18 protein-coding genes and 1 tRNA gene are annotated in these 12,751 nt (G+C 47.5%); 15 read left to right on the top strand and 4 right to left on the bottom strand.

Going from position 1 to position 12,751, the window contains the following annotated elements; genetic code table 11:
* Positions 1–98 precede the first annotated feature (98 nt).
* The 5 genes from noc (at position 99) to MYS68_RS30000 (ending at position 4,760) form a co-directional block, all read left to right on the top strand.
* Positions 99–917 carry a nucleoid occlusion protein gene (noc, locus tag MYS68_RS30020; protein ID WP_248929322.1) on the top strand — a complete coding sequence of 273 codons (819 nt, stop codon included), beginning with the start codon at positions 99–101 and terminating at the stop codon, positions 915–917.
* 467 nt (positions 918–1,384) lie between these two features.
* The gene (locus MYS68_RS30015; protein ID WP_248929321.1) at positions 1,385–2,143 is read left to right on the top strand and encodes a ParA family protein; all 759 of its coding nucleotides are present in this window, start codon (positions 1,385–1,387) and stop codon (positions 2,141–2,143) included.
* Positions 2,140–2,994: a ParB/RepB/Spo0J family partition protein gene (locus MYS68_RS30010; RefSeq protein WP_248929320.1), complete on the top strand. Its 855-nt coding sequence runs from the start codon at positions 2,140–2,142 to the stop codon at positions 2,992–2,994. The genes MYS68_RS30015 and MYS68_RS30010 overlap by 4 nt, the downstream gene beginning before the upstream one ends.
* 91 nt (positions 2,995–3,085) lie before the next feature.
* Positions 3,086–4,249 (top strand): aminotransferase class V-fold PLP-dependent enzyme, encoded by a 1,164-nt coding sequence (locus tag MYS68_RS30005; protein ID WP_248931054.1) that lies wholly within the window; start codon positions 3,086–3,088, stop codon positions 4,247–4,249.
* A 16-nt stretch (positions 4,250–4,265) separates the two neighbouring features.
* Entirely contained in the window at positions 4,266–4,760 is a 495-nt protein-coding gene (locus MYS68_RS30000) for a DUF4446 family protein (protein WP_248929319.1), read from the top strand.
* On the opposite strand, the gene yyaC is transcribed toward MYS68_RS30000, so the two are convergent.
* Positions 4,735–5,349: a spore protease YyaC gene (yyaC, locus tag MYS68_RS29995; protein WP_248929318.1), complete on the bottom strand. Its 615-nt coding sequence runs from the start codon at positions 5,347–5,349 to the stop codon at positions 4,735–4,737. The genes MYS68_RS30000 and yyaC overlap by 26 nt on opposite strands.
* 85 nt (positions 5,350–5,434) lie before the next feature.
* On the opposite strand from yyaC, the gene MYS68_RS29990 reads away from it, so the two are divergent.
* The 4 genes from MYS68_RS29990 (at position 5,435) to MYS68_RS29975 (ending at position 7,031) form a co-directional block, all read left to right on the top strand.
* Positions 5,435–5,689: a putative Se/S carrier protein gene (locus tag MYS68_RS29990; RefSeq protein ID WP_420852242.1), complete on the top strand. Its 255-nt coding sequence runs from the start codon at positions 5,435–5,437 to the stop codon at positions 5,687–5,689.
* A 32-nt stretch (positions 5,690–5,721) separates the two neighbouring features.
* The gene (locus tag MYS68_RS29985; protein ID WP_248929316.1) at positions 5,722–6,672 is read left to right on the top strand and encodes a mechanosensitive ion channel family protein; all 951 of its coding nucleotides are present in this window, start codon (positions 5,722–5,724) and stop codon (positions 6,670–6,672) included.
* On the top strand, positions 6,648–6,875 hold the full coding sequence (locus tag MYS68_RS29980; RefSeq protein WP_248929315.1) for a DUF951 domain-containing protein: 228 nt from the start codon (positions 6,648–6,650) through the stop codon (positions 6,873–6,875). Before MYS68_RS29985 ends, MYS68_RS29980 begins: the two co-directional genes overlap by 25 nt.
* 65 nt (positions 6,876–6,940) lie before the next feature.
* Positions 6,941–7,031: transfer RNA gene (locus MYS68_RS29975), tRNA-Ser, on the top strand.
* Between the two features lie 806 nt (positions 7,032–7,837).
* Here the strand turns inward: MYS68_RS29975 and MYS68_RS29970 are convergent.
* The 3 genes from MYS68_RS29970 to MYS68_RS29960 all read right to left on the bottom strand — a co-directional run bounded on the left by MYS68_RS29970 (position 7,838) and on the right by MYS68_RS29960 (position 9,527).
* Entirely contained in the window at positions 7,838–8,764 is a 927-nt protein-coding gene (locus tag MYS68_RS29970; RefSeq protein ID WP_248925012.1) for an IS110 family RNA-guided transposase, read from the bottom strand.
* A 264-nt stretch (positions 8,765–9,028) separates the two neighbouring features.
* On the bottom strand, positions 9,029–9,283 hold the full coding sequence (locus MYS68_RS29965) for a hypothetical protein (protein WP_248929314.1): 255 nt from the start codon (positions 9,281–9,283) through the stop codon (positions 9,029–9,031).
* A 61-nt stretch (positions 9,284–9,344) separates the two neighbouring features.
* Positions 9,345–9,527 carry a YjzC family protein gene (locus MYS68_RS29960; RefSeq protein WP_248929313.1) on the bottom strand — a complete coding sequence of 61 codons (183 nt, stop codon included), beginning with the start codon at positions 9,525–9,527 and terminating at the stop codon, positions 9,345–9,347.
* 214 nt (positions 9,528–9,741) lie between these two features.
* On the opposite strand from MYS68_RS29960, the gene rpsF reads away from it, so the two are divergent.
* From rpsF to MYS68_RS29930, 6 genes are all read left to right on the top strand, one after another.
* On the top strand, positions 9,742–10,026 hold the full coding sequence (gene rpsF / locus MYS68_RS29955; protein ID WP_248929312.1) for a 30S ribosomal protein S6: 285 nt from the start codon (positions 9,742–9,744) through the stop codon (positions 10,024–10,026).
* Between the two features lie 44 nt (positions 10,027–10,070).
* Positions 10,071–10,532, top strand: coding sequence for a single-stranded DNA-binding protein (gene ssb, locus MYS68_RS29950; protein WP_248929311.1), 462 nt, complete (start codon positions 10,071–10,073; stop codon positions 10,530–10,532).
* A 21-nt stretch (positions 10,533–10,553) separates the two neighbouring features.
* Positions 10,554–10,838 carry a 30S ribosomal protein S18 gene (rpsR, locus tag MYS68_RS29945; RefSeq protein ID WP_248929310.1) on the top strand — a complete coding sequence of 95 codons (285 nt, stop codon included), beginning with the start codon at positions 10,554–10,556 and terminating at the stop codon, positions 10,836–10,838.
* Between the two features lie 151 nt (positions 10,839–10,989).
* Complete coding sequence (locus tag MYS68_RS29940) at positions 10,990–11,418, top strand: CBS domain-containing protein (RefSeq protein ID WP_248929309.1); 429 nt, start codon at positions 10,990–10,992, stop codon at positions 11,416–11,418.
* Positions 11,419–11,493: 75 nt separating this feature from the next.
* The gene (locus tag MYS68_RS29935) at positions 11,494–11,808 is read left to right on the top strand and encodes a MazG-like family protein (RefSeq protein WP_248929308.1); all 315 of its coding nucleotides are present in this window, start codon (positions 11,494–11,496) and stop codon (positions 11,806–11,808) included.
* Between the two features lie 6 nt (positions 11,809–11,814).
* Positions 11,815–12,738, top strand: a complete 924-nt coding sequence (locus MYS68_RS29930) for a DUF2232 domain-containing protein (protein ID WP_248929307.1) — start codon at positions 11,815–11,817, stop codon at positions 12,736–12,738.
* Positions 12,739–12,751 lie beyond the last annotated feature (13 nt).

Genomic DNA, 12,751 nt, shown 5'->3' with positions numbered 1-12,751 from the left:
CAACTTTTTGGAGAATATTAAATATATAAAGAACATCAAAACATAGGGCTCTGTAAAAGGAGCCTTAACTTTTGTTTATATCGGGTGGTTATGAAACTATGAAGGAACAATTTACTAGATTGTTTGGTTTTCAAGAAAAAAGTGCGACACCGGATGAAGTGAAAAATGTTCCTGTAAAAGAAATCGTGCCGAGTCCTTATCAACCAAGGACAATTTTTGACGATGAGCGTATTGATGAGCTGTGTCAAACGATTAAAACGCATGGAGTCATTCAGCCTGTCGTCGTTCGGGTGCGCAACAACAAGTTTGAGTTGATAGCCGGTGAGCGCCGGTGGCGGGCCGTCACCAAGCTCGGATTGGATACGATTCCTGCTATTGTTCGCGAATTTAATGATTCGCAAGCCGCATCGATCGCCCTGATTGAAAATTTGCAGCGGGAAGGGCTGACGGCTATCGAAGAGGCTGCCGCTTATCAGCAGTTGATCGACCTACATAATTTAACGCAAGAGAGCTTGGCTCAACGTCTGGGTAAAAGCCAATCGACAATTGCGAATAAAATCAGGCTGCTTCAGCTTTGCGAGCCGGTTAAAGCGGCGCTAATGGAAAGAAAAATAAGCGAACGGCATGCGAGAGCACTTCTGTCGCTGGAGAAAGAAGAAGAGCAAATTAAAGTGCTGGAAGATATTATCTCGAAAGAACTTAATGTCAAGCAAACGGAGGCACGTATTGCTTTTTTGAAGGAAGCGGCCAAAAATAAAAAGTCCCGTCGCGTATCTTTTTCCAAAGATGTGCGGCTCGCTTTAAATACGATTAGACAATCGGTCGATATGGTCAGCAGTTCAGGTTTGAAAATCGATACGTCGGAAAAAGATTTCGAGGATCACTACGAAATTGTTATTAAAATTCCGAAAAGATAATTAGGATTCCCGATGATTGCATGGTATAATTGATTGATAGAAAGACTCATAGTTGTCGTTTGGATTGATCTATGGTCCTCCCGAATCGGAGTACCGTTTTTTTGTCTTCAAAATTAGAACAGATTTATACATTTTTTTGTTTTGATTTTGTCTGTAGTCGGAAAAGTGCCTGCCTTTTATTTGTGGAATAGTGAGCACTCTGTACTCTATGCCATTTGAATAAACGCTTGCCCAATAGCGTGTAGGGATGCAGCAGCAACTAGATTCGCAAGAAAAGTTACCGTTAAGACACGAAAGCACATCGTCGAATGACTTCGATCAGAAGCTTTTCTATTAGAATCAGAATTTCAGCCGAAGGTTGAAACATCTGATTCGCAAGAAAAGCTACCGCTAAAACACGAATGCACATCATCGAATGACTTCGATCAGAAGCTTTTCTTATCAGCTTTTTTAGAGGTGAACGTATTTTGTCCAAGATTATTGCCATAACCAATCAAAAAGGTGGGGTAGGGAAGACGACCACATCTGTCAACCTAGGTGCATCTTTGGCCTCGCTCGGTAAAAAAGTATTACTCGTCGACATCGACCCCCAAGGGAACACGACAAGCGGTATTGGCATCAATAAAGCGGATGTCACTTACTGTATTTACGATGTCCTGATTAATGACATTCACCCTAAAGATGCCATTATAGATACGAATTTGCCAAACCTGAAGATCATACCGGCGACGATTCAGTTGGCCGGTGCGGAAATTGAATTGGTGCCTACGATCTCCCGGGAAGTCAGGCTTAAAAAATCGCTTCACTTGGTGAAGCATATGTTTGATTATATTTTAATCGACTGCCCGCCATCGCTTGGAATACTCACTGTTAACTCTTTGACTGCGGCCGATTCGGTAATAATCCCTATTCAATGCGAGTATTATGCGCTTGAAGGATTAAGCCAACTGCTGAATACGGTACGTCTCGTACAAAAACATCTCAACACTACGCTTCAAATTGAGGGCGTATTGCTCACCATGTTTGATGCCAGAACAAATCTGGGTATTCAGGTTATCGAAGAAGTGAAGAAGTATTTTCAACAGAAAGTATACCAAACCATTATTCCTCGTAACGTCAGACTAAGTGAAGCACCCAGCCACGGGCAATCTATCATCACATATGATCCTCGTTCGAAAGGCGCTGAGGTATATTTGGAATTAGCGAAGGAAGTGATCGCGCTTTGAGTAAACGTTTAGGTCGAGGTCTTGATGCTCTCATACCTTCTTTAAATATAAGCGATGACGATAAAGTCATCGAAATTCCTTTAAATCAGCTTAGGCCCAATCCATATCAGCCGCGCAAAACGTTTAACGACGATACGATCAAGGAACTCGCGGCATCAATCAAAGAACATGGCGTTATTCAGCCGATTATTGTCAGATCGGTTTTGAAAGGCTATGAAATCATTGCGGGAGAGCGACGCTTCCGTGCTTCGGAATCTTGTGGACTTACTTCCATACCTGCCGTTGTCAAAAAGTTTACCGATCAACAGGTTATGGAAATAGCTTTAATCGAAAACTTGCAGCGGGAAGATTTGAATGCGATGGAAATTGCCGTTGCATATCAGTCGTTGATCGATCAGTTTTCACTTACACAGGAAGAGCTTTCGGTTAAAGTAGGGAAGAGCCGATCGCATATTGCAAATTTTTTGCGGTTGCTTCAGCTTCCGGAAGAAATCAAACAATATGTTTCACGTGGAACATTATCGATGGGTCATGCCAAAGCAATCGCCGCAATTAAAGACGATAAAATCAAGAAGACACTCGCGGAATCTGCGATTAAAGAGCAGTGGAGCGTCCGTGAATTGGAAGAGGCCGTCTATAAAGTAGAGGAAGGTAGTCCGGCCAAAAAGACAGTAGCCAAACCAAAGAAAAAAGATCCGTACATTCATCAACTGGAAGACAGTCTGAGAGATGTATACCGAACCACAGTGAAGATTAAGCATCACAATAATAAGGGAAAAATAGAAATCATGTATTACTCAAAGGATGACTTGGAGCGATTGCTGGAACTGCTGCAGGGGAAGATATCGTAGAGTGCTTTAGCATACCTTTCGTGCTTTTTACTATGCACACCGGGTATGCTATATTTTTGTAAAGATCGCTGATAAAACGGAGGTGTTCAAAGTGCAAACTATTTATTTCGACAATGCCGCATCGTCTTGGCCGAAACCGCCGCAAGTAATTGAAGGCATGAAGGAAGCTGTTGAGCTGTATGGTGCGAATCCGGGGCGGGGAAGTCACGCAATGGCGGTAAAGGCGAGTCGAATATTGTTCGAATGCCGAAAAAACTTGTCAAAGCTGCTCCAGGTTAATAATCCGAATGATATATCATTTGCTTTAAATACGACGGCTGCTCTGAACCAGGGAATTAAAGGGTTTGTCAAAGAAGGAGACCATGTCATTTGTACGAATGTGGAGCACAACTCCGTTCGTCGGCCTATTGAATATGCAAGAAAAGCTCGGTCCGTTTCAGTGACTTATGTAAAAACGGATACGCGCGGGATTTTAAATATTGATGATCTGAAAGCTGCAATTACTTCCAAAACAAAACTGATTGTCTGTAACCACAGCTCTAATTTGCTCGGCAGCATACTACCGATTCCGGAAATAGCGGAGTTGTGCCGTAAACACGGTGTGAAGCTGCTCGTCGACGCGGCGCAGACTGCCGGAACGCTTCCGATTCGCATCGCGGATATGGGAATACATATGCTTGCTTTCCCGGGTCATAAAGGGTTGTTGGGGCCGCAGGGCACAGGAGGGCTTTATGTAGAGCCTGAGCTCGAACTGGAGCCTCTCATGCATGGGGGAACGGGCAGCCAGTCGGAGGAGATCGATCAACCGACCGTACGTCCCGACCGATATGAGGCAGGCACGCAAAATACGCCGGGAATTGCAGGTCTCAATGAAGGGGTTAAGTTTGTCTTGAAGGAGACGGTGGAGAGTATCCATCAAAAGGAATGGGGGCTTACCCAAAGGCTGATGGCAGGGCTGATGGAAATTGAAGGAGTCACCATATTAGGGCCTGAATTGGGACAAAATAGAACGGGAATCGTTTCGTTCACCGTGCAAAATGCCGATTCCTCCGAGGTCGCATTTATCCTTGATCAAAGTTATCAGATTGCCGTGAGATCGGGTTACCACTGTACGCCTTTAGCCCATGAATGTGCGGGGACGTTGGCAAATGGGGCGGTGCGATCGAGTGTCGGATTTTTTACGACAGATTCGGAAGTCGATATGCTGATTGGGGCCGTTAAAGAAATTGCGAAACATTTTGTAAACAAAGTATAGAGAGAGGTTTGCCGTCATGGGGGAAATCATGGAGCTGCTGCCGCTGGATTTAATCGCGGTATTGTCTTTTATACTCAGCATAATATTGCTGGTATTGGTTATTAGTTTATGGGTCAAGCTATCCCGGCTGCGTGCTGCTTATGTGAAGATGATCAACGGGGGGAGTCCGCAGAATGTGGAGGAGATTTTGATTGCCCTGCAGCAAAAGCTCCAGGATCAAGAGGATAAGCAAAAAAAGAACCGGGAATCGATTCAGGAGATAACCGGTGCTATGAAGAAGATGAAAAGCCAAATCGGAATTCATCGGTACAATGCATTCGGCGAGGGAGGAAGCGATCTCAGCTTTTCCCTCGCTATCGTGGACGAACAACAAAGCGGCGTTGTAATAACGGGAATACATAATCGCGAACAGGTTTATGTGTATGCCAAACCTGTCGAAGCAGGGCAGTCCAAATATACGCTGTCGCCTGAAGAGAAGGAAGCTCTTATTCGATCTTCGCAAAAGGAGTAGAAGCCGGGTTGCGCAGATGAAGCATCGTATTGTATAAAGCGGTAGCGATAACCTCGGCCATATTCATGACCAGGCTGAGCCTGGTGTTTTGCAATACGAAATATTCCATGAACCCGCCGACGTTGACGATACCGGTTACATGCATGTGACCGACAGGGGGGAGTTCCTTGTTGACGCCGGCACCCGGTTTTACCGGACCGTGGCCTACCTGGATGCAGCCTACGCTGGTAAGCTGGCCGAGGCAAGCGTCAATCGCCACGATGAACGGGTCATTAAAATGCTGATAAACGGTCGTCAAAGTATCGTTTAAATTCATCGCATGAACCGGATGATCGAGCGTGCCGTAAAGATGGATTCCGTCAAGACGCTGGCTGAGCAGCCTAGATCCGACGAGTGGTCCAAGGGCATCACCGGTGGAACGGTCGGTTCCAACGCAAATAATGACGATAGGTTGATGTGCCGGAACGTCCGACAGCATCGAATGAAGTTTTCTGTGCAGCACTTCCTGAATATTTTTTTCCGTGTGCATGATTTTCAATGGTTCTATTGAAGGCGGGCCGGCATTCTCTTTTCCTAGTGAAAATCTCATAGGATCGTCCCCCGATGCAGCATATTTTTACTAGTATACGGATATTGGAAAACGTTTATACGTGATAAGAGAAAAAATGGGTGGGATGCGTATGGAACCGATGCTGATTGCTTTTGACTCGACACAGCAGGCATTGCGGGCGGAGATGCTGCTGGAATATGCGGAAATTGAAATCGATATACGGCCGACGCCGAAAGAAATCACCGCAGGCTGCGCATTGTCTATTGAATTTCCTCAGGATCAGCTGGATGAAGTTAAGCGCACGATCATTACAGAAAAAGTGGAGATCCGGGGCATCTACTTAAAAAATGGCGATAGGTATGATAACATTGCTCTATAAATGATTCCTGACTCATGGGGAGGGGAAGGCTTATGGAATTTTTACTGAACTGGAACAATGCGGAGGGAGCCGGAACCGGTCAAGGAAAAACGTGGGAGCAGCTTCGTTTGGAATGGATGGAATACATCGGCAACCCCAGCGTATGGTCCAGTATATTGATACTACTCATTAAGATTATCGTTATTCTTGTGGCGGGCAGGTTGGTGATCAAGGTCGCGCAAAAAGCACTGCAGCATATGCTCGTGGAGAGAGAGCAGCAAGGCCCGCTCAAATTCGATACGCGCCGAACGAAAACGATCGGGAAATTAATTGGGAATATAATATCTTATGCGGTGAATTTCATCATGATTCTGATGATTTTGACCTTGCTGGGGTTTCGCTTGGAACCGCTCCTCGCCGGAGCCGGCGTCGTCGGGCTCGCTGTCGGGTTCGGGGCCCAGAGCCTGGTGAAAGATGTGATTACCGGGTTTTTTATTATATTTGAAGATCAATTTGCCGTTGGCGACGTCATTCAAATCAATACGTTTAAGGGGACGGTCGAAGAGATCGGGCTGCGCGTCACCAAGCTGCGAAGCTGGACAGGGGAGGTTCACATCATCCCGAACGGGACGATCTCCCAGGTGACCAATTTTTCGGTGCATAATTCGCTTGCGGTGGTGGACGTGTCGATTTCGTACGAAGAGGACATCGATGCAGCGATCAAGGTGCTTCAGGATACGGTTAAGGCATATTATGAGAAAAGCGATTTGGTCGTGAAGGAGCCGGAAGTGTTGGGAGTCCATAAGCTCGGCGCATCGGAAATTACACTGCGGGTAACCGCGGAGTGCACGCCGAACAGCAACGCTCCGGTCGCCCGAGAAATGAACGCGGAGATCAAGAAGGCGTTTGATGCACATGGCATTGCGATTCCTTATCCGAAAATGATCACTTATTACCGAACGGAAGGGGCGGAGGAGGCATGGAGAAAAAACACTACGAATTAGGCGATATCGTGCAAATGAAAAAGCCGCATCCATGCGGGACGAATGAAATGGAGATCATTCGTCTCGGCATGGACATCCGAATCAAATGTGTCGGCTGCAAGCACAGCGTGCTCGTTCCCCGTGCTAAATTCGAAAGCAAGCTGAAAAAAGTGCTGCGTTCCGGAGGAACAGCGGGAGCGGACCAAGGAAATAACGGCAGCTAAAATTTTCTTGGACGAGGGGCTTGCATATTGTCGCAGAATTTGCTACAATAGTCCTTGTCTCTCGCGGAAAGGTACCCAAGAGGCCCAAGGGGGCTGACTCGAAATCAGCTAGGCGGCGCAAGCCGTGCGTGGGTTCGAATCCCACTCTTTCCGCCATACATACAAAGGCAGCGACTCCTAATAGGAGTCGTTTTTTGCTATATAGGCAGTGGGGATGGGCCCGGAAGGTTGGCCGGAAAAGGTCAGGAGAAGAGTTCACGAATTCTCCCCGGTACTTTTTGCAGACTGAAAAGCGTGTCCGCCAACCGTTTTTGCGAAAGCAAAGACGATGGCAGGACAAACGCGGGTCCGAGGCACGTATTCACTCCAACATCACAGCTCCAAAGTAAAGCGTGACGGGCATAGGGGTTTTTATCCAAAGGGTAAAATCCCATGCCCGTCAAACGCGAACTAGAAGCGAGCAACTCCGCAAACCGGGCGGGTCCAGGGCGCTTGGGGCGCCTGGGGTCCCCCCGGTGGGGGGATTTGATGGGAAAATAACGTTTAGCTCGAGGTCACTTCGAAGAGAAAATGGATTGAAATGAGGTCAAAAGCCGAAAAAAGGCAATAGGATGCCCGGTCCCCATAATGAATATTTTTTAAAAGAGCCTAACTGGTTGAGGGAAGTTCGTCTACTTTTTGTATCGAGTAACCTAATTTTTGTAGCCTACGAATCATTAGCTCTTCCTTGGAAATGCTTCGTCGTTTCTCTAAATAGTCCGCACCAAGTTCTTTGTACGGTTCGTTCTTCAATAGGATGTGGTACGCAATGACTAGAATCTTATGGGCGATCGCAATGACAGCCTTGTTTTTCCCGCGCCGACTTGTAATGGACCAGAACTTTGCACCTAAGTAGGATTTCGTGTTGCTGGCGGCCCAGGCTGCTTCTGTGAGAGCAGACTTAAGAATTTTATCGCCTTTGGTTATGGTAGTACTTTTTTTTTACCGGCACTCTCATTATTGCCCGGACTAAGCCCTGCCCAAGAAGATAGGTGCATCTCCGTGGGAAATACAGACATATCCGTTCCCAGTTCAGCCAAGATGATCTTGGCGGTATGCTCGCCAACACCAGGAATACTATCCAATAGCTCTAATTGCCGCTGATACGGTGCGAAGTATACTTCCATGTCGGCCTCTAACTCAGCGATGGATTGTTCGAGAAATTCGAGATGTTTGAGCGATCTAGCGATCATGGAACGATGGTGTTTGGTGACGCGACCATTGAGAGCAGAAACGAGTTGCGGAATCTTGGAGCGCAGAGAGGCTTTGGCAAGATCGGCGATTTGCGCGGGTTCAATAACTTCGCCATTCACAAGAGCTTGAAGCATGAGACGGCCGGAAACGCCAAAAACATCGCTCATAAAGGTGGAGAGCTTAATGTTAGCCATCTCGAGAACCTTCAAGATGCGGTTTCTTTCGGCGGTAGCGTGCCCAACGAGTTTTTTGCGGTATCTCGTCAAATCTCGCAATTCGCGGATTTCCACAGGAGGCACAAAGCTGCCGCGGATTAAATCGCACCGATGAAGTTCTGCGATCCATTGGGCATCTTTCATATCGGTTTTACGGCCTTTGATGGCTTTAATATGGGCAGCGTTGGCCAGAGTGATGGTGCAAGAAGCTTCAAGTACATTGTAAACAGGTTGCCAGAAGATGCCGGTGCTTTCCATGGCGATCTCTGTGCATCCTTCTTCAGTGAGCCAGTCGGCTAGTTCGAGCAGGCCGGAGAGTACCGTAGAAAACTCCCGAATCACTTTCGTCGGCTTTTGATGAAGAGGGCCTTTTAACAAGCAAACAACAACGTTGGCCTGATGAACATCGAGGCCGGCGCAGCAAGTACGAATCGCATCCAAATAGATCATCCTTTCTACACAGGCTACCAACACCCTCCCAGACCGAAATTTGATGGGTGTGCTCGTGGCGACAAAGATTTGTTCTCAGGGTGTGGTAAGTCAGTTTAGGGGGCGAGGTCGTACACTCAAAATCCCGGCGACTTACCTGCACTGTGTAGTAAAAAGAATTCACGGTTTAAACAGAGTTTAAACCGTGAACCGCTCGAACATTTTCATATCTTATTGTGACGCTCTGTCATCTTGTTTAGGGGGGGAGAAACGTCCCTAATAGCGATACCGCCGCGTCCTCTGCTGGGCAAAACGGTCGATAATATAGCCGATCAATGCCCAGGACAGAATGGTCAGCAAATAAACGACGGCCATATTTGCGGTTACGACGTTGGTGAAGGCGGGGGCAAACCACGCAGGTATGCTTAGAAAGTAAAACAGCATATACATCGGGTCATAATCATGCCATATGTAATGGGCCAGACATAATACAACTCCGATGAGCGCACAGATCCAGGTGAATCTTCGCATAAGATAACCTCCAAGAATATGAGAATTCCCTCTGTTCATAAAAACAGAGGGAGCATGCCGGTTATTGATTTTTCTTTTTCCATTTCCGGTTATGGTTGCTTGGCTCCGGGAACCGTTCGCCTTTTTTCAGGCTGATGATTCGCGGGTTTTGAATGCCTGTATGGAAAGAAGCTTCGCCAACTTCAATATATTCTCCGTCGTTAGGGGCCGTATCGCCCGTACGGAATTCTGTCCACTCACCCATGCCAAAGTCACCTCCCGTATCGGTTATATTGTTGCCGAAACCCGGGAAAATGATGTGCAAACCGCTTTCCAGCTTCGACCAAAGCCACCGAGGATTAAACTTGTCATCAACTGCCTAATTTGATATACTATTTTGGTGCGAGTTTGAAAGATAGCTTGTACTCCCTTGCTCCTAACAGGATTTAGGGGCCGTTAGTCCAAAAGGAGGTGAAACCATGCGCAAATACGAAGTGATGTACATTATTCGTACCGATATTGAGCAGGAAGCGGTTCAATCTACGATTGAAAAGTTCCAGGGCATCATCAACAACGGTGGCGAAGTTACAAAACAGGATATTATGGGTAAGCGCCGTCTTGCGTATGAGATCAACAAGTTCCGTGACGGGCACTATGTGCTTGTTCATTTCAACGCAACTCCGGAAGTTGTGGCGGAGCTTGACCGCGTAATGAAGATTTCGGACGAAATCATTCGTTACATGATCGTTAAAGACGTAGCTTAATCAATTCGTTTGTTTTGTAATCGATCGTCCGGGAGGGGTTTAAGTTGTTGAATCGTGTCATACTCATCGGCAGACTGACAAGAGATCCCGAGCTGCGGTATACTCCTGCGGGAGTAGCCGTGACCCAGTTTACGCTGGCCGTGGATCGGCCGTTTACAAACCAGCAGCGGGAGCGCGAAGCGGATTTTATCCCGGTCGTGGTTTGGCGGCAGCAGGCGGAACATGTGGCGAACTATTTGCGGAAAGGCCGTCTGGCGGCGGTCGAAGGCCGGATTCAAGTGCGCAGTTACGACAACAATGAAGGACGCAGAGTGTATGTGACCGAAGTGATTGCCGATAATGTGCGGTTTTTGGATCGGGGCGACGGCGGAGGAAATAGCGAGGACATGGGTTCGGGTCAGCAGCAGCGTTACTCTGGCGGTGGCGGGGCACGTGGAGGCAATCAGGATCCGTTCGTGGATGACGGCAAGCCGATCGACATCTCCGATGATGATCTGCCATTTTAACGTAGAAAGGACTGAAACCAGGTGGAACAAAGAAGAGAACGTAACTTTGAAGATCGCGGCGAAAGAAAGTTTGGCGGCCGCGGCGGCAAAAAAGGCGGCAAGCGCCGTAAAGTTTGCTACTTCACTGTAAACAAAATCACTCACATTGACTATAAAGACATCGAGACGCTGAAGAAGTTCATCAGCGAGCGCGGCAAAATTTTGCCTCGCCGTGTCACAGGTACTTCCGCAAAGTATCAACGCGCTCTGACGACCGCAATCAAGCGGGCCCGTCAAGTTGCATTGCTGCCTTACACAACGGAATAAGAGCTAGAGATAAAAGAGGAAGGGGTATGAAGTACTCCCTTCCTTTTTTTGTTGGCCCGCATTCATCTTCTTTTAAAGAAAATGCAGTAAGATAGATAACATGGGAAACCTGCAAAAGGCAGGAATGGAATTGGAGAGGGGACGGATAAGGGTGAACATTGCTTTTTTTCTCGTGCCGAAAGAGGAAGTGGTTTACTTGTCGCCGAATTCGACGATACGCCAGGCGCTCGAACGGATGGAGTATCACCGGTACTCGGCTGTGCCGTTGATCAATGAAGAAGGCAAATATGTCGGAACGATCACGGAAGGGGACTTGCTTTGGAAGCTGAAACGTTCTCCGGAGATCGGGTTCGAACATACACATAAGGTGAACTTGACCGATGTTCCGCAGCATATGAACATTAAACCGGTGCGGATCGATGCGCAAATGGAGGATTTGATCACACTTGCCACGGTACAAAACTATGTGCCGGTGATCGACGATAATGAAGTATTCATCGGAATTATCCGCCGCAGAGAGATCATCGAATATTGCTTCAAGCTTTGGGCCAGCCGCGACCGGGATAAGGCGGCGAAATAAGTCGCAGCGCTGCCACTTCGATAAGCCCCGCAATTGTGGTATAATTTGATACATGTCGCGCTAAGGGGAGATACCATGACGCCCAACTCGGAGAGGGAAGTGGATCTGGCCAAAAGGGCCAAAATCATCGAATGGTTGAAAACCGAGCTCGTCGACCAAATGGCTCATTTGCTCAAAGGGATTTGGGAAGGCAGCCATCACAAAATCGTCGACGGGCTGGCGAGCCTCATCTCGTGCTGCTATATTCTCGGAAGGCGGCTTGGCGTATCGTACCGCAGTTTAGACGAGGCGGTATTGGATAAAATGAAGAAGCATAGGGAAGATGGACATCAGCTTGAGGATTGGTACGGCGACATTTCCGCTCTAGAAGATCATCTGCGTAAGAGGTGAACCCATTTGGGGAGTCTGCGTTGGCGTTTAATCGGATGGAATATTTTATTTATCGTACTGCTGCTGTCGATGGTGACGTCGATCAGCGTGATCACGTTAGGTTTCATTATGGTGCCGCTGCTTTGCATATACGTGAGGTCCGGGGCTAAACAATTTGCGGCCCATTTTGTTGTCAGTTTGATTGTGGTATATGCACTGACCGGAATGATTTTTCCCGGTTGGCTGAGTGCGTTTCTAATAGCGCTCGCGCTGTTTTTTTTGCCGCCGGTGATCCAAATGGGCAACCTGTACAAGAAAAAGGCGCCCGCCCGTTCGGTTATAACCGCAGGGGCTGTCACGCTTCTTGGCGAGCTGCTGCTGAGCCTCATCATCAGCTATGCGTTCGGCTTTAACTTGATATCGAAAATGAAGCAGTTTATGCGCAGTAGTCTGGATACGCTGTCTCCGGCATTAAAAACGATGGTTCCGATGGATCCGGATGTGGTTGTCCAACTGGCGGCGCAAATGCTGCCATTATATATGATTGGATTTTCGCTGGTGTATGTGATCGTGACCCATTGGGTGACGCGCAAGGCGCTGAACCGAAGCGGAGAGCAAATTCCCGGCTTTAAACCGGCCAGGGAATGGATGCTGCCGAAGCCGTTCGTTTGGTATTATATGGGCGCGCTGATCCTCGAATATTTTGTCCGGGATTCGAGCTCGATCTTGTTTACGCTGCTGATCAACTCGGTTCCGTTGCTGTCTTTTGCATTTGCGGTTCAAGGTATCGCTTTTCTGTTTTTTATTGCCCATCGAAACAAATGGAACAACGCTTTGCCGATCGCCGGCATCATATTATTCATCGTTTTCCTGCCATCCTATTTTCTGTTAAGCCTGCTCGGGGTGTTCGACGTAGCGTTTCCGATCCGCGATCGATTAACGAAAAGATAACGACTTTATAGCG

The sequence above is a fragment of the Paenibacillus hamazuiensis genome, from assembly GCF_023276405.1.
GTDB lineage: Bacteria > Bacillota > Bacilli > Paenibacillales > NBRC-103111 > Paenibacillus_AF > Paenibacillus_AF hamazuiensis.
Note: the sequence above shows the minus strand (reverse complement) of the source record. Positions and strands in the feature narration are given on the sequence as shown.